This is a genomic window from Treponema sp. UBA6852 (genome assembly GCA_002449305.1).
GTDB lineage: Bacteria > Spirochaetota > Spirochaetia > Treponematales > Treponemataceae > Treponema_D.
Genome location: DKDI01000045.1, coordinates 16,720 through 33,399, shown reverse-complemented (window position 1 = coordinate 33,399; position 16,680 = coordinate 16,720). Strand labels below are relative to the sequence as shown.

The window sequence follows — 16,680 nt, the reverse complement described above, 5'->3', positions numbered from 1 at the left end:
CATGTTTTAGCCAAGTTAAAAGGAATTTTATTCTTGGACTGAAAAAGTTCTCTTGGAGTATTTTCTTATTTGAGAAAGAGCCTTTACTCCGATTTTTGGATTTTTTTCTATGAGCTTTTGGAATACGGAATAAGGGATTTTTATGACTTTTGATTTTCCAATTGAAACTGCGTCTTCCTGCCGGTGCTTCTTTAAAAGACATTCTCCCTCGCCAAAAAACGCGCCTTGATTTAAAACCTGCCCTTCATTTTTGTGGATAAGCAAAATGCTTCCGCTTGCAATGTAAAAACAGAATTCGCTTTTTGAATTTTTTCTGTATACAAAATTTCCGTCGTCAAAATTTAATGCGTGGGAATTTTTCTTAAGAAGAAAATACGGATTTATAAAAAGAAACCGCTTTATGTTTGAAAAGAATTTTCCGTCTTGTTTTTCAGGAAGAAGATAAAGCTCGCACAAAAGCAACGTTTCAAAAAACTGATAGACATAAAGCCACTGCGCAAAAAAGAAAAAAATTATAAAGAAAAAAAACACGCCCATGAGAATTACAATAATGTTGCTTAAAACTCCGTAGACCATGTTGTAACGGTTTATGTTCACAAACAGGTGAAAGACTTTTGTAAGAATCCAGAACGAAGCGCAAGTTCCTGCTGAAGACAAAATGCTTATTCCCCAGGACGGATTTGTTCTGCTTCCGAATTTATATGTGAATGCAGTTGCGGCAAATAAAATTATAAACGGAACAAAACCAGCGGCTGTCTTGGAAATCAAATCGGCAATGTGATTCAGAGGCTCAAGAATTCCGTAGAACCTTGGAACGAGCACGATTGTCTTTAAGCTGATTGTTATGAAAATTATCAGTGAAAATAAAATTACAAAAAGAGCTTCTCCAGTAAAAACAAGAAACATATTTTTTACAGGACGCGATTTTGCATCTTTTCCAAAAATTCTTTTCAGCCCAACAATCACAGAACTGAAAAATCTTCTTGACATCCACACAACAGCCGCAATAATTACAACTTCAAAATTTGTAACAAGCTTAAGCGATTTCGGAAGCGAATCTTCTATGCTTATAATCTGGCTTGAAAACGGACTTGAAGAAATAAGTGCAGAAACAGTTTCCGGGGAAGCGTGCAGAACTCTAAGAAGCACAACGCAAATAATCATGCTGATTGGAACAACTGAAAGCAAAAATCCAAATGCGCAGGCAGAAGCTGAAGAAATCAAGTCATTTGAAAAAAACAAGCTTGAACTTAAATAAAGCGACTGCACAATGCTGAATAGTGAAATTTTTTTTAGCTGTTTTTTGCCTAAAGTCATGAAAAGTTATGTCCGGGCTGGCTTGAAAAAGTTGAAGGCTTGGATTTTGTTTTTGTCTTTGCCGCAAAGTTGTAGTAGTCCAGCTGCGCATAGTCAGTGTCGTCTTTGCGTTCTTCGTTTATTGAAACTATCATCTTGTCTTCAATTGTTTTAAAAACATACTGACGGATTTCGTCCTTTACAGCAGTAGGTGTTTGCGGCGCGAGGAGAAGAACCCAGATTGTTCCTTGCTCCGTTTTTTTTACTGCGAAAACAACTGCTTCTGTTACAACCTGCTTTGTTCCCAGCCTGAGCGTTACATCTTGAAGTATGTAGTTTTTTGCAATTATAAGGCTTTCAAGCCCGGCAGGAATTTTTACAGCCATTCCCACAGAACTTAAATCAAAAAGTTTGAGCTGGTGCATTTTGCTTCCGTGGTTCCAAAATAAAGACGCGTCCTTGTCGTGCATTAAATTTGCCCGGATATACTGCCGTCTTCCTTTTGCGTTTGTTTTGGCAAGAATATTCTGTATGTGCTCGGAAACTTTTTCTATTCCATCTGAAAAATCAATTACGCTGTTTTCTGAATCCGAAAATTTTGAGAACAGCTCAATTTCGTTTTGCTTTATTTTTTCGGAAATGACTGTCGCCTGAATTGTCTTGAGGCTTTCTTCTTTGTCGAAACTTCGCAGAAAATTGAACCAGGCGCCTATTGAAAGTTGCGCGTCAATATTTATAAACAGAACAGAGCCGGGATTTTTCCGCAGAAGATTTTTTGCATCGCGGTAGTTTTCGATAATGTAGACTTCGTATTCTTTTTTCCTCAGGCTGCTTATTATGTCTTTTTTTATTGCATAAGCAGGATTTAAGAAGAATATTTTTCTGCCGTACATATCAAAGTCTGTCTGTTCTGCCATTGATTCTTTCCTAGCTGATATTATAAGCCTGCTTGCTGAATTTTGCAAATTAGAAAACAAATTTGCCATACTGAACAGAATGCGCAGTATGGCTTTATTGTGGGGATGTCTCAAAAGTATCTTTTTTGTCATTTTCAGGCTTGACCCGAAAATCTAAATGCATATATTGCAATTATTTAGAAATTATTAGACATCCCCTAAATTTTTTTAGAAATCAGCGAGTTTTGGTGCTCGTGGATAAGGAATTACGTCGCGGATATTTTCCATTCCTGTAACGTAACGGATAAGTCGCTCAAATCCCAGTCCGAATCCGGAATGAGGAACTGTGCCGAATCTACGCAAATCAAGATACCACTGATAGTTTGACATATCCATCTTGCGTTCCTCGCACGCTTTTAAAAGTTTTTCGTAATTTTCTTCGCGCTCAGAGCCGCCGATTAATTCACCGATTCCAGGAACAAGAACATCTACTGCTTTTACAGTTTTTCCGTCATCATTCTGTTTCATATAGAAGGATTTTATTTCTTTTGGATAGTTAAAAACCATTACCGGGCAACCAAAAATCTTTTCTGTAAGATAACGCTCGTGCTCAGTTGCAATATCGCAGCCCCAGTACGGCTTGAATTCAAATTTTGCTCCGTTCTTTTCAGCTTCTTCAAGTTTTGCAATTGCGTCTGTGTAGGAAATGCGAACGAATTTTGCCTTTGCGACTTTTTCAAGGCTTTCAATAAGTCCAGGTTGAATTCGTTTGTCAAAGAATTCCAAGTCTGAACGGCATTTTGTTAAAGCCCAATTTAAAAGATATTTTACGAAATCTTCCTGAATGTCCATGTCGTCATCAAGGTCAAAGAACGCCATTTCCGGCTCAATCATCCAGAATTCAGCCAAGTGGCGCGGAGTGTTTGAATTTTCTGCACGGAAAGTAGGTCCAAAAGTGTAGACGCGGCTTAATGCGGTTGCCATCGTTTCCGCTTCAAGTTGACCGGAAACAGTGAGAGATGCTTTTTTGCCGAAAAAGTCTTTTGAATAGTCAACAATTTTGTGGGCGTCCTCAATTTTCATTCCGCCAGCTCCTGCTTTTACGCCAAGCTCAACGATTTTTTCCATTGAAAGCGTTGTAACCTGAAACATTTCGCCTGCGCCTTCACAGTCAGAGCAAGTGATTTCCGGGGCGTTGATGTATTGGAATCCGCGTTCCTGAAAAAACGAATGAACGGCAAAAGCCATTTGGTTTCTCACTCTGTAAACTGCGCCAAAAGTATTTGTTCTGGCACGAAGATGTGCGTTTGTGCGAAGATATTCCATAGACATTCTGTTTTTCTGCAGAGGATATTCTTCTGGATTGCACGCGCCCAGCATTTTCAGCGATTCAAGAGTAACTTCCACAGCCTGACCGCTTGCAGGGGAAGCAATTAAAATTCCCTCTGCACGTATAGATGCACCTGTGTTCAGTTTTTTTAATTCTTCTTCTATATTATTTACATTTGCATTTGGAGAAGGCGAATTTCTGTCAAAAGTAAGCTGAATATTAGCGAAACAGCTACCGTCATTTACCTGAATGAAAACAAGATTTTTTGAGTCGCGTACAGAACGAATCCAGCCGCAAACTGTAACTTTTTGACTTTCCGGTTTTGTAGAAAGCAAATCTTTTATAAGAATAGGTGTCATAATTTTACAGTTTAATGAATTGATTTTATATGGTCAATTAATGTTTTAAGCTGAAACCGCTTCCTGTTCTAAGCGGAACGTGATTCCTGTTCTAATAGGAAGGCTGTTCCTGTTTGAACAAAATAAGCATTCCCGTTGCAATAGGAACATTTTGTTTGTTTTAATAGGAATTTGATTTCTTATTACTTGACATTTCCACCTCATGTAAATTTATAAAAGTTCTTCGAATCAAGTTCGAAGATGACATATATTTCTGTCTACAATTTTACACTGTATATAAATTTATACAGATAATTTTTTGCTCATCTGTCTACTTTTTTGTAATTTTGTTTTTTCTTTGAATTTTATTCTTTTGAATTGAAATTTTTTTTAAGATTTTATTTCCTTGAATTGCAAGAAAATACGCATTAGTTTCAAGAAAAATGTCGGTTTTTATCTATACTTTTCTTTACTTGGCACAATGTATGCCAGTGTATTATGAGATTAAAAAAGTTATGGAGTTTTGTTATGGAAATTGATGTTGCCCATGGATATCTGAATTCATTGAAGAAATATCCTCTGCTTTCCGCCGAAGAAGAAATTGCGCTTGCAAAACGAATCAAGTCTGGAGACAAAGAAGCATTCAATCTGCTTGTTAATTCAAATCTTAGGCTTGTTGTGAGCGTTGCAGGAAAATTCAAAAAAGGCGCATTTAGCATTATGGATTTGATTCAAGAAGGAAACCTTGGACTTATGACTGCTGCCCAAAGATTTGATCCAGCGTTTGGAACAAGATTTTCAACTTATGCCTACAGATGGATTGTGCAGCACATTATGAGATTCATCAGTGCCAATAGTTCTCCAATTTTGATTCCGGTGCACAGGGAAACTCTTTTGCGCCGCATCCAGAAATTTCAGAATATTTTCTTTCAGCAGAACGGAAGAGAAGCCTCTGTTAAGGAACTTGCGCTTTTTGCAGGGATTTCAGAAGAACGCCTAAAAGATGTTCTTGACACTTCTTATACAGTTGCGTCTCTTGATACTGAAGTTGCTGATGAAGGAAAATCAGTTTCGTTAGGCGAGATTATCCCGGACACTGGGTTTTCTCCAGAAGAGCTTGCGGTTAGAGAGGATTCCAAAAGCTGCGTTAATTTTTTTATGGATTCTTTAACAGGAATAGAAAAGAGTGTTTTGCGGCATCGTTACAATTTTGACTATGACTTGCATTCAAAAAGTTTGCGTGAAGTCGGTAGGATTGTAGGATTGAGCCAAGAGGCAGTGCGCCAGGCTGAACTCCGCGCCAAAAAACATCTTAAATCTGCAATGGAGAGTGTTTTTGCTGTTTAGGGCATTTTAGTCAGTTCTTAGTCTCCTTTTACTGTCAATTTCTCTTGCGCAGATTGAGAGGCTTCGGTTGTGAATTTTATTCAGCGCCGGAGCCTCTGTTTTTTTTACTTTATGCGGCTATTTCAAAAATTTATTCAAAGAAGTATGATATGCTTATGAAAATGATTCTTACTGGCACCGGAACAAGCCACGGAATTCCTGTGATTGGATGCGGCTGCAATGTGTGCCGTTCAAGCGATTTGAGGGACAACCGGTTAAGATGCAGCGCGTTTCTTGAAAGTCCTGCAAATATTCTTGTGGATGTCGGGCCGGAATTTAGAATTCAGGCGTTGAAATATAAAATTACCAAAGTTGACGCGGTTTTTATAACTCACAGCCATGCGGATCATCTTCATGGAATTGACGACTTGCGCGTTTTTAGTCACACAAAGGCTCTTGATCCGGCGCATCCTGACAACAAGGAAACTGAAGGCGAAGGTCTAAAAATTTACACAACAACTTACGCGGAGCATGACATTCGGCACAGATTCGACTACATTTTTACTCCGATGAAAGAAGGCGGCGGAAAACCAAAAATTCAAATTATGAGCGCGGAAAATGTCAGCGAAAAAAATCCTCTTTTTATAAACGGAATTGAAATTCTACCTGTAATGCTCAAGCACGGGCATTTAGATGACATGGGACTTTTGTTCAGCGAGGAAGGGAAGGACGGAAAAAAACACAGCATCGCCTATCTTACTGATTGCAGTTTTGTGCCGGAAAATTCAATTGAACTTGTAAAAGAAGCATCAGGAATTCTTGAGCATATTGTAATCGACGGATTGCGGCTGGAACCTCATTCGACGCATTTTTCGTTTGAACAGGCACTTGAAGCGGCGCAAAAAATGAATCCGCGAAACGTTTATCTGACTCACATAACGCATAACATGAGCCACGTTCAAATAGAAGATTATGTAAAAAGCATTTTGTGGAAGTTTCCTCTGCTGAAAAAAAACGCAGAAAACGGATTTTATATAGGACCTGCCTACGACGGACTTGAGCTTGTGTGTTAACCTTGCATTTTTTTTACATAGCCTGAAATTCGAGTTTTGATAAGAACAGTAATTTAAGTGTCATTCCCGTGCTACGACACGGGAATCTGTTGGAAATTTTCAATAGATTATCGGGTCAAGCCCGATAATGACATTAAATTATAAAGCTCGACATTTGGGCTACCTAAAAAAAATTCCCTGGCTGATTTTGTTTTGCAAAGTCAGTCAGGGAGTGGAAGTTTACTTTACTTTTATGGCGTCTGACTCTAAGATTGCGGTTCTCCAGACGTAATGTTCTGCATTTTCCATTTCATTAACTTCAAAAGTGTATGCGTACTGCACAAAAAGATAAGATTTTTTTGTGCTTCCAAGGAAATGGCTAAAACCTGTTGCAAGAAGTTCTTGACACTCTTTTGTTGCTTCTTCATTTTCTTCATAATAAACAGGAGCGTCTGGATCAGTGTAGTCTTTTGCGTTATAAAGTTTAGTTGAAGATACTGTGTCTGATTTTTTTCCAAAGTAATTTCCAAACCAAATTGCATCATTGTTCCAGTCGGTTTCTGTGCTGGAGTTTTTTGCATGGTAGTTGATTCTTGTTTCCACATTGTCTCCTTCCGGTGGAATAACATTTGAAACTTTAACAGTTGGCTTTGTTCCATCATAAGATAAGTCTATGTGGCGGCTTGTTAAATTTGAATAGTCTATGTCACCAATTCCGTCTGTGGCAGTGATTATGATAATTTCTGCGGGAAGAGCTTTTGTTATGCTGTTTTCGGTAGTTTCCATTCCAATGTTGAACTTGTATTTTTCGCCCGGCTCGCAAAGCGGATAAACGAATGTGTATTTTTTTCCAGCATAGCTATAGATATTCTGCGGTTCAGGTTCACATCTTGTTGTCCAAAAATCTTCCATGCCTTCGATGTCTTCAAGCCTTGTGATTTCAAGGTAAGTTGTATATTCTGGAAGAGTAATTTCAAACTGGATTCCGCCTGAAACTGCTGTGGCTTTTACGTGATCTGTTTGTGTTATTTCAGCTGCGTTTTCAATTGAGCGGCTTGAATTGTACACAACGCCGTTTTTCTTGATTCTAAGGTCAAGAACTCTTGAACTTGTGTCATCTGAATCTGAACTGCTTGAGCCGTCAGAGCAGCTTGTAAAGCAAAGCGCAGAAATCAATGCGATTCCAAAAATAAAGTTTCTAATTTTCATATAAATACCTCAAGGTCATTTTACCCCCCCCCGAGTTTTGTCAAGAGGTTCGGCTGTAAAATTAGAAAATATTTGCTTTTAAAGTTTGTATAAAATTTAAATAAAAAAAGACTGCCAGATTTTGGCAGCCTTCTTCAAGTTCTAGCTTTTTAGGTTAAAACTATTCAGCTTTGTTTGCGCCTGCGTTTGCAGGAGTTACATTGATTTTCTTTGTAATGAATCCAGAGCGGAGACACTGAGTGCAAACTTTGATTGTTCTTGTTGTTCCGTCGATTTCTGTCTTAATCTTCAAAAGATTTGGCTTCCACTGACGGCGTGTATGATTGTATGATTTGCTTACTCTGTTACCGTGCATTGAATGTTTTCCGCAGACATCACATGATCTTGACATATCTCGTACCTACCTAAAAATTTGTTCCTAACAGTGCAAATATGATATAGAAAAAACATACTTGTGTCAATGATTATATTGAATCCTGCAGCTAGAACTGATTTCCGTTTAGAAGATTTTCCAAGCCCATTTCTTTGAGTGTGCTTTCAAGTATATTATCGATTTGACTTGAATTCGAATTCGCATTTTTCTGTGTCGTATCCATCCAGTCCTTTAATCCTGTGTGCTCAACTTGATAAATGAACGTTACAATCTGGCCTTTTGTGCAGACGCTTTCTGGCTCGAACGTTGTTTTTGTGATTGGTTTTGCAATTGCGCCGTAGTATGCCCAGGAAACCGGCTGCTGATATTTTGACGAGCGCGGAACATCAGTAAAGTTGTCAATCGCAATCATCTCCATTGAGCCTGAACATTTCCACAAGATTTCAAGAGCGTCTCCTCTTGTGCAAGGAGATTTTCCGTTGAATGTGTTTCCGTCTAAAAATCCGTTTTTGTAAGCCCAAAGTGCCGCGTTATAGAAAGTGTCGCTTGGCTTTACATCTTTGAATGGATTTTTGCCTGAAACTTTTGGAGAACCTTGCCAGCGGTAAATGTACGTAACAACTTGTCCTCTTGTGCAAGGGGCGTTCGGCGAGAATGTTGTTTTTGATGAAGGCTTTGCGATTCCTTTTTCAACTGCCCAAGGAACAGAGCGCGCAAAATCATCGCTAGACTTCACATCTGTAAATCCTGCGATTTGTGTTGCTTCTTCCGGTTTGCTTGGCTTGATTCCGAGCTTGTCTTCTGGAATTGCTTTAAGGATTTTTCTTCCGAGCGTTGGAGAATCTATCCATCTGCTGCCATGAACAACTTTTATTCCGTTGTCGTGAACGTATTTTTTTCCGTATTCAAGGATATTGCACTCTTGAACTATTATGTCATCTTTGAATGTTGGAATATAGTCTTTTTGCGGATTGTCTTCGTCAAGAATAAGTTCGCCCACATTGTAGCAGTCGCTTATGTAGCAGTCGGTGCTTGTGAATCCCAAAATTCCTGTGGCATAAGTTCCTGTAATTTTTCCGATATTGTAGCAGCTTGTTATGGTGCTTGCCACTTCTGGAGACAAGCCGTGAATGAGTTGCTGGCCAAGGCATACAACTTTTCCCACAATCCCTCCTGCAAGTGAATTTCCGTATCCAAAGTTTGCGTAAGGAACTGTAACTTCGCCTGCGTTCATGCAGCCTGTGATGTGTGTGTACATCATCTGCATTGCAATTCCTCCAGCCCGTGCAGAACGAAGCTCTCCAAGCTGCCTTGTTGTGGTTGTGTAATTATAGTTCATGTAGTCTGTGTCACTTGTTGTTATGATGATTGGAGATGAGTTGTAGCAGTTTGTGATTCTTGAGTCTTCAATTTCTGTGAACATTCCACCTGCCATTACATATACTCTGCTGGTTTGGTTGCCTGCACGTCCTGTATGCACTTTGATTTTTCCGCCGGAAGTGTAGCAGTTTTCTACGATTAAGCCTGCCGCATAGTTTGAAATCGCCGCCACCCGAAGGTCGCAATTGTATTTCATTTTTGTGTGGCTGATGTCGATTGTGTAGTTCACAACGCCGAGATTTCTAATGAATGAATTGTTTTCTGGAAATATTGCTCCGAAAAGAGCGTATGCGCGTGTTGCCTCGGCTTCTCCCATAAAGATGTCGTCATTGTGGTCGATTATCGTCATTCCAGAAATTACATGGCCGTTTCCGTCAAAAGAACCTGTGAATTCTCCGCATCCTGCATCTGCTGCTTGAGGATATTTTTTTATCCAAGAGCCGCCATAGGCTGGAGTTCCTCCGAGTGGAATCCAGTTTCCCCATTTTGAAAGGTCGATGTCGGCAATCAGCTTGTAGTGCTTTGAAAGTCCGAATCTGACGGAGTTGAGCTGCTCTGCTGTTTTGATTAAATATGGATCTTTGAGCGTGCCAGTTCCGCCTTCAAATTTGAACGGAGTTTCCTTTAAAACTGCCGGCGCGCCATCCCAGTACGATTGTGTTGATGTCGTCTTTTTCTGCGCTGTGGACGGAGTTCTCTTTATCTGCGTTTGCGGTTGTCTTTGCTGTTGCGTCTGCTTGCTTTGTGTTCTTTTCGCTTGTGAGAAAACTGGAGCTGCTGCAAGCACAAGCGCGCTGATTAAGATAACGGTCTTGAAAATTGATTTTTTCATTTTTTCCTCCATAATATTTTTCAACCTAATTATTCCAAAGTCATTTTTAGCAAAAGTTTTAATCCGCTTTTATCGGCAAGAAATCTTCTGCAATCACATATATTGTCTCGCCGTTGTACGGATTTTTTGTCGGATAATGCCTTGCGTAATCTCTGGAGCTTCCGACTCTTGGACCTGTAACCCAGATGCGTGTTCCGCCCGTGTAAACGTATCTAAGCCAGCCGCCCCAGTCATTGCCTGAAAGAGCACTGTCTAAAAAATGCTGGGCAGTTCTGTTTGAAGAATAGAATCTTGCGTCTGCTTCCACAACTGTTCGTGCCTGATACCATCCGATTTTATCCGCATAAAAACTTTTGCTCGCTGTAGCAATTGCGTTTTCAATTGTGCAAGGAGCTTCCGGCGAAATTGTTTTTTTAGAAGGTTTTTCAATCAAGCCGAGAGTGTCCATAAAGCCCATCGCTTCTCTTGCCCATTTTGCAATTTGCGCGTTGTCGCTATATTTTTCGAGCTTTGGAGTGTAGGGCGTGTACTTGATGCGGGAATTCTTTTTTACGTATTGAAGCGCGCGGTAAAAATATGTCGCCATTTGCTGACGGCTCAAAATTGCGTTTGGATTAAAAGCTCCTGATGGTTTTGCAATTCCAGCTGCTGCGGCTTTTCTTGCGTAAATATTTTCTGTGTCTGGAAAAGCAAGCTTTGAAACTGGCGTGATTTCTTTTCCAGTCAGTTTTTCTGCGAGATTAACCGCGAGAGATGCGCACTGCAGCTTTGTGATTTTTGCCGTGTAGTCGTTTCCAAAAAGTTTTTCGACAACCAAGCCGTTTTGAAAAGCCCAGTTCACGTCGTTTTCTGCCTTGCCGCTGACTTTTGCCTTTGCAACTTTATCAAGAACTGCAAAGGAATTCGGCCCGTCAAATTCAAGCGAAGCGTTTTCCAGCGCTTCATCTTTATAAACTGTGTTCCATTGCTTTGTAATAATTTCCATGTATTGCTCGTAAGTTCCGTCCATGCCTGTTCCAAGAGCAAAGTCAAATGTTGCCCTGTTAAAAATTTTCGGAGAACTGTTGCAGTCTTTTACGTTGTTTCCGCATTGTGAGCAGGATTTCCAATAGACGCGTTCTCCTCTTGAATTTATTCCGATGAAATTTTCTTTTGTGATTTTGTGGTCGATAAAATGATGTCCGTAGAATCTTCCGTCTTCAATTGGTTCTGGCTTGTCTTCAGAAAATTCGTATGAAAATGTATGATTCGGATTGTATTCGCATTTTCCGCAGAATTCGCAGGAATAATAATATTTGTTGATGTTTTTGCAGGTTGATTTTTTGTAAAGTTTATCAATTGTGGCAAGCCTTTCATCATAAACGTGATTATTGCAATGCAGTTTTGTCGCCTTGTCTCCAAGTTTTACGGCTGAAAAAACATCTCCTGAATAAGTTTTTGTCTTGAACCTAAGAAGAAGATATCTTGAAAGCGGGTCATCAGGATTTTCAAAAATTCCTCTCATTCCTTTTGGAAGCTGATTTTCAGGAACGAAAAGCGTGCAGTCCCAGGAATTCATAGGCGCGTTTGTTGATGCGAACATTGATTTTATTTTTACATCTATAACTTCTTTGAGAAATTTTCTTACATCGACTTTTGGACTAAGCCACAGATTTTTTAAATTTCGCGGATAAACATGCGCCCAGTTCATTTTATAGTCGTATGCGAATAATGGTTCTACATCAGGATTTGCAACATCGAGAATTATTGTTTTTATTCTTGCGCGCTCTTCTGGAGTTGTTGTTTCATTAAGATAACGGCTTATTTTTTCTTTGTTGTCAGGATTTATTCCTGTTTTTTTGATTTTTTCATCTGTGATTACAAGCGTTGTCTGGTTTATGTCGGAACACAAAAAATCCGCCTGCGCCTGAGTGTAGTAAGGATAATCTCCTGTTGTGTTTTCTGGCCAGACATAAGCTGGGCTTCGCTTTTGCGCAAAAGAATTCTGCAAAGTAAATATCATCGCGCCTGTTAAGATAAAAATCCTGAAAGCTGTTTTTTTCATTTTATTCTCCATATTTAATTTTTTCGTTTTTGCCTTTTCTGATTGGCTAAGTGACCGTTTTTTCCATTTTTATTGTTCTGATTGTTCCAAAGCCATTTTTAGCCAGTCCATAAAGTGCGAGTGCTCAAGATTGTAAATGAACGTTACGATTTGCGCTTTTGTGCAGGCTGAATCCGGCTCGAACATTGTCGGTGTGATTCCTGTCGCAATTCTCATCCAGTAAGCCCAGGAGACGGCAGAATGATATTTTGACGTGCGCGGAACGTCGGTAAAATTGTCCGCCGGATTCATCGGATAGGAATTCGTGTATTTCCATAAGAATTCGATTGCGTCTCCCCGTGTGCAAGGAGAGTTTCCGTTGAGCGTGCTTCCTTTGAAAAGCCCTTTTTCGTAAGCCCAGAGAGCAGCGTTGTAAAAACTGTCGCTTGGCTTTACGTCTTTGAACGGATTTTTTATTGAGGATTTTGGCGAGCCGTTCCAGCGGTAAATGTAAGTGAGAACTTGTCCGCGTGTGCAAGTCTCGTTCGGGGAGAATTTTGTTTTTGACGAAGGCTTTGCGATTCCTTTTTCAACTGCCCAGGGAACGGAATGCGCGAAAATGTCGTTTGACATCACGTCTGAAAATTCTCCGACTTGAACTGGAGCTTCAGGCACGCTTGGTTTGATTCCAAGTTTGTCTTCTGGAATTGCCTTTAGGATTTTTCTTCCGAGCGTTGGAGAATCTGTCCACATTTCGCCTGAAACAGCTTTTATTCCGTTGTCGTGAACGTATTTTTTGCCGTAGTTAAAAATCTTGCAGATTGGAAGCTCGATGTCGGCTTTTATTATCAGGGAAGGCTCTTTGTTCGGATTCAGCTCGTCGATTTCAAGATTTCCCGCATTGTAGCAGTCGCTTATGTAGCAGTCTGTTCCTGTGTAGCCCATGATTCCGCCAACGTAAGTTCCGCGGATTGTTCCGATGTTGTAGCAGCTTGTTATATTTGTTGCTCCTGACGGCGGCGCGCTGTAAATGTTTTCCGGCGCGTCGTCGATTGTAACTCTTGCCACGATTCCAGCCGAAAGAGAGGCGAGTCCCCAGTTTGCGTAAGGAACTGAAATTTCGCCTGAGTTCATGCAGCCGATAAAGTCGCTGTACGCTGTCTGCGCTGTTATTCCGCCTGCCACAACCATCCGCTTGCTTCCGATTTGTGTGTTTATATAGTCTGTGTCGCTTGTTGTGATTATGGCTGGAGATGTGTTGTAGCAGTTTATGATTTTTGTGTGGATTGCAGAAGAGACAAGTCCTCCTGCGTAAATTGTCACAAAAGTTTCCTCTTCATCTTCCCGGCTTGTGCGGATTTTGATTTTTCCGCCTGAAGAATAGCAGTTTTCAAAAGTTCTGCTTGCCGCCGATGTTGAAAGCGCCGCCGCATTGAGCGTGCATTTGTATTTTAGATTTGTGTAGCTCACATCGATTGTGTAGTTTACGATTCCGAGATTTTTTATAAAGCCGTTTTGTTTTTGCCTGAAATCTTTCGGGGCTATCATTTCTGCGAAAAGCGCATAGGAACGTTCTGCTTCATTTGTTCCCATAAAGATGTCGTCTCTATGGTCGATTATAGTCATTCCTGAGATTACGTGTCCGTTTCCGTCGAGCGAGCCTGTGAACCTTCCGCCGCCTTCATCCGCTTTCTGATAAGTTTGTCCGCCGTGCGAGCCTCCGTAAGACGGAGTTCCGCCGATTGGAATCCAGTTGCCCCATTTTGAAAGGTTGATGTCCGAAATTAGCTTGTAATGAAAATCAAGCCCGAATCTGATTGAGTTTAGCTGCTCTGGAGTTTTTATTAAGAACGGATTTTCAACAGTGCCGTTTCCGCCTTCAAATTCAAACGGAGTCTGCCTTAAGATTGCAGGCGCGCCTTTCCATTGCTCTTGCGCTGAATCGCCGCTTGCGAGCGTTTTTGCTTTTTCAATTTCTCTTTCCTGTTTTATGTTTCTTTTTTCTGCCTTAGATTCTTCATCTTTTTGAGTCTTCGTTCTTGTGTATTTTACAACGAGAGTTTTTTTGCCGCCTTTTATGATTTTCGCCTCTGTCTTGTTTAAAGGAGAAGTTTTTGTCTGCTCTGTAAAATAATTTTCGCCAGTCGCTTTGTAAGTTACAGTTGCATAAAAAAACGTGTCTTGCTCAAGCGGACCTTTCGGTTCGTAGACAACCGAGTTGATTTCGCACAATGCGCTTTTCCCCGAAACTGCGCCCGGCATTCCTTTTTCATTTATTTTAAGCTCAAACTTTGGAACAAAAGAAATTGCCCTGCCGTTTTTTGATTGCGTTTGTTTTGCCTGTGAAAAAGAATTTGGCAAAAATAAAACTAATGCAACAAAATACGCTAAAAAAAATTTTTTTGCTTTCATAAGTCCCCCAAAAAAGAACTGTTTATTTTCCGTAAGTTTTTTCTATTTCTATAATCTGATCACGTAAAACGGCTGCCTGCTCATAGTCGAGGCGGTCGGCTGCTTCTGACATTTCTTTTTTCATCAAGTCAAGAAGTTTTTTCCTTTGGCTGGCAACAAAAAGATTCGCGCTCTTTTTTAACGCTTCAAGTTTTATGTTTGCCTCTTGTTCTGCGTCTTCTTTCTGATGCTCAAGAATATCTTCAACTGCTTTTTTTATTGTCTTTGGAACAATTCCGTGTTCTTTGTTGTAAGCTTCCTGAATTGAACGTCGGCGTTTGGTTTCGTCAATGGCTTCTTTCATTGCATCGCTCATTCTGTCCGCATACATTAAAACTGTTCCGTCAGCATTTCGCGCGGCTCGTCCTATAATCTGAATCAGCGAAGTTGTGCTTCTTAAAAATCCGATTTTATCTGCGTCAAGAATTGCAATCAGCGAAACTTCCGGCAAGTCGATTCCTTCGCGCAAAAGGTTGATGCCAATTAAAACATCGGTTTCTCCTGTGCGCAGACTTTTTAAAATTTCAACGCGTTCAAATGTGTCAATTTCAGAATGAATGTATTTGACTTTTAAATTCAGCTCGGAAAGATAATCTGTCAAATCTTCCGCCATTTTTTTTGTAAGAGTAAGAATCAATGAACGTTCGCCTTTTTTTATACGTTCGCTGACTTCTTTAAAGATGTCCTGCATTTGTCCTTCGCTTGGACGCACTTCAATTTTTGGATCAAGAAGTCCTGTTGGGCGGATAAGCTGCTCTACGACCTGTGTTGACTTTTTGATTTCTTCCGGGCGTGGAGTTGCAGTCACAAAAATCACTTGGTTCATTTTTTTTGTGAACTCATCGATTTTAAGAGGGCGGTTGTCCAGTGCGCTTGGAAGTCTGAATCCAAAGTCAATTAAATTTTGTTTGCGCGCTCGATCTCCTTCATACATTGCCCCAATCTGCGGAACAGAAACGTGAGCCTCGTCAATCATGCAAAGAAAATCATCAGGAAAATAATGAAGCAAAGTTGCTGGCGGATCTCCTCTTTTGCGTCCGGAAATCGGCCCTGAATAATTTTCGATTCCAGAGCAATAGCCCATTTCTTTCATCATTTCAAGGTCGTAAGTTGTACGTGTTTTTAAACGCTCGGCTTCAAGAATTTTTCCGGCGGAACGAAGCTCTTCAAGCCGTAAATCAAGTTCAGCCTGAATTTTTTCTGTAACGTTTGCCATCTGATCACGCGGAACAACAAAGTGCTTGGCAGGGTAAAGCTGAAGCTCATCAAGTTCCTCTATTGTTTCTCCAGAAATTGCGTTGAATCTTTTTATGCGTGAAATCTGGTCAAAGTCGAGTTCAATTTTGTAAGCCTCGTCTGTTTCCATGTAAGGCGGAAAAACTTCAATTGTGTCGCCTTTGATTCTGAATTTTCCGCGCTCAAGAATCATATCGTTTCGTTCATACTGAATTGAAATAAGCTTTGATGCGATTTCGTGCGTGTCAAGCTCATTTCCTTTTTCAACATGAATCCGCATTTCCTTGTAAAGGTCTGGCATTCCAAGTCCGTAAATGCAGCTGACGGTTGCAACGATAATTACATCGCGGCGTTCCATCAATGCGTAAGTTGCGGCGAGACGAAGCTTGTCGATTTCTTTGTTTATGGAAGCGTCTTTTTCTATATATAAATCGCGCGCAGGAACATAGGCTTCCGGCTGGTAATAATCGTAGTAGCTTACAAAATATTCTACGGCATTGTCTGGAAAAAATGTTTTGAATTCTCTGTAAAGCTGGGCGGAAAGAGTTTTGTTGTGGCTGATAATTAAAGTTGGACGCTGAACTGCTTCAATTATTTTTGCCATTGTGAAAGTTTTTCCGCTTCCTGTAACGCCTTTTAAAGTCTGATATTTATCTCCGCGGAAAAATCCTTCTGAAAGTTTTTTTATTGCGTTTGGCTGATCTCCAGAAGGCTCAAATGGAGAAACAACATGAAATTTTCTCATGTGTTTATTTTAGATAAAGTATAAAAAAAAATCTATTGTTTATGTGTGGCAGAATATACTATAGAAGAACAATAAAAAATACCTGCACTTTCAGCGGAAAATCATAATTGGCTAGGGTTGCAATTTTTTTTTGTTGGAAGAAATAACAAAGATTTTCTACTCGAAACTCTTTGTTATTTCCTTTTATGCCATA

At 40.1% G+C, this 16,680-nt stretch carries 11 protein-coding genes; 2 read left to right on the top strand and 9 right to left on the bottom strand.

Annotation, left to right across the window (positions count from 1 at the left end):
• Positions 1-27 precede the first annotated feature (27 nt).
• From B3209_RS10155 to asnS, 3 genes are all read right to left on the bottom strand, one after another.
• Positions 28-1,317 (bottom strand): YhjD/YihY/BrkB family envelope integrity protein, encoded by a 1,290-nt coding sequence (locus B3209_RS10155; RefSeq protein ID WP_296665146.1) that lies wholly within the window; start codon positions 1,315-1,317, stop codon positions 28-30.
• Complete coding sequence (locus tag B3209_RS10150) at positions 1,314-2,213, bottom strand: hypothetical protein (protein WP_296665144.1); 900 nt, start codon at positions 2,211-2,213, stop codon at positions 1,314-1,316. The genes B3209_RS10155 and B3209_RS10150 overlap by 4 nt, the downstream gene beginning before the upstream one ends.
• A 207-nt stretch (positions 2,214-2,420) precedes the next feature.
• Positions 2,421-3,881, bottom strand: coding sequence for an asparagine--tRNA ligase (gene asnS / locus B3209_RS10145; RefSeq protein WP_296665142.1), 1,461 nt, complete (start codon positions 3,879-3,881; stop codon positions 2,421-2,423).
• A gap of 507 nt (positions 3,882-4,388) precedes the next feature.
• Between asnS and B3209_RS10140 the strand changes: the two genes are divergently transcribed.
• Complete coding sequence (locus B3209_RS10140; protein WP_296665140.1) at positions 4,389-5,207, top strand: sigma-70 family RNA polymerase sigma factor; 819 nt, start codon at positions 4,389-4,391, stop codon at positions 5,205-5,207.
• 155 nt (positions 5,208-5,362) lie between these two features.
• Positions 5,363-6,259 carry an MBL fold metallo-hydrolase gene (locus tag B3209_RS10135; protein WP_296665138.1) on the top strand — a complete coding sequence of 299 codons (897 nt, stop codon included), beginning with the start codon at positions 5,363-5,365 and terminating at the stop codon, positions 6,257-6,259.
• A 219-nt stretch (positions 6,260-6,478) separates the two neighbouring features.
• Here B3209_RS10135 and B3209_RS10130 read toward each other — a convergent pair whose 3' ends face one another.
• The 6 genes from B3209_RS10130 to uvrB all read right to left on the bottom strand — a co-directional run bounded on the left by B3209_RS10130 (position 6,479) and on the right by uvrB (position 16,487).
• Complete coding sequence (locus B3209_RS10130) at positions 6,479-7,447, bottom strand: hypothetical protein (protein ID WP_296662560.1); 969 nt, start codon at positions 7,445-7,447, stop codon at positions 6,479-6,481.
• Positions 7,448-7,607: 160 nt separating this feature from the next.
• Positions 7,608-7,838 carry a 50S ribosomal protein L28 gene (rpmB, locus tag B3209_RS10125; RefSeq protein WP_273354877.1) on the bottom strand — a complete coding sequence of 77 codons (231 nt, stop codon included), beginning with the start codon at positions 7,836-7,838 and terminating at the stop codon, positions 7,608-7,610.
• Positions 7,839-7,929: 91 nt separating this feature from the next.
• Positions 7,930-10,032: an S-layer homology domain-containing protein gene (locus B3209_RS10120; protein WP_296662558.1), complete on the bottom strand. Its 2,103-nt coding sequence runs from the start codon at positions 10,030-10,032 to the stop codon at positions 7,930-7,932.
• A gap of 58 nt (positions 10,033-10,090) precedes the next feature.
• On the bottom strand, positions 10,091-12,076 hold the full coding sequence (locus B3209_RS10115) for a hypothetical protein (RefSeq protein ID WP_296662556.1): 1,986 nt from the start codon (positions 12,074-12,076) through the stop codon (positions 10,091-10,093).
• A gap of 69 nt (positions 12,077-12,145) precedes the next feature.
• Positions 12,146-14,467 carry an S-layer homology domain-containing protein gene (locus B3209_RS10110; protein WP_296662554.1) on the bottom strand — a complete coding sequence of 774 codons (2,322 nt, stop codon included), beginning with the start codon at positions 14,465-14,467 and terminating at the stop codon, positions 12,146-12,148.
• 22 nt (positions 14,468-14,489) lie between these two features.
• Positions 14,490-16,487 (bottom strand): excinuclease ABC subunit UvrB, encoded by a 1,998-nt coding sequence (gene uvrB / locus B3209_RS10105; protein ID WP_296662552.1) that lies wholly within the window; start codon positions 16,485-16,487, stop codon positions 14,490-14,492.
• Between the last annotated feature and the right edge of the window lie 193 nt (positions 16,488-16,680).

Excerpts from the sequence above, each read along its gene's own strand:
- B3209_RS10155 (WP_296665146.1), bottom strand. The coding sequence starts at position 1,317 with ATGACTTTAGGCAAAAAACAGCTAAAAAAAATTTCACTATTCAGCATT.
- B3209_RS10150 (WP_296665144.1), bottom strand. The coding sequence starts at position 2,213 with ATGGCAGAACAGACAGACTTTGATATGTACGGCAGAAAAATATTCTTC.
- asnS (WP_296665142.1), bottom strand. The coding sequence starts at position 3,881 with ATGACACCTATTCTTATAAAAGATTTGCTTTCTACAAAACCGGAAAGT.
- B3209_RS10140 (WP_296665140.1), top strand. The coding sequence starts at position 4,389 with ATGGAAATTGATGTTGCCCATGGATATCTGAATTCATTGAAGAAATAT.
- B3209_RS10135 (WP_296665138.1), top strand. The coding sequence starts at position 5,363 with ATGAAAATGATTCTTACTGGCACCGGAACAAGCCACGGAATTCCTGTG.
- B3209_RS10130 (WP_296662560.1), bottom strand. The coding sequence starts at position 7,447 with ATGAAAATTAGAAACTTTATTTTTGGAATCGCATTGATTTCTGCGCTT.
- rpmB (WP_273354877.1), bottom strand. The coding sequence starts at position 7,838 with ATGTCAAGATCATGTGATGTCTGCGGAAAACATTCAATGCACGGTAAC.
- B3209_RS10120 (WP_296662558.1), bottom strand. The coding sequence starts at position 10,032 with ATGAAAAAATCAATTTTCAAGACCGTTATCTTAATCAGCGCGCTTGTG.
- B3209_RS10115 (WP_296662556.1), bottom strand. The coding sequence starts at position 12,076 with ATGAAAAAAACAGCTTTCAGGATTTTTATCTTAACAGGCGCGATGATA.
- B3209_RS10110 (WP_296662554.1), bottom strand. The coding sequence starts at position 14,467 with ATGAAAGCAAAAAAATTTTTTTTAGCGTATTTTGTTGCATTAGTTTTA.
- uvrB (WP_296662552.1), bottom strand. The coding sequence starts at position 16,487 with ATGAGAAAATTTCATGTTGTTTCTCCATTTGAGCCTTCTGGAGATCAG.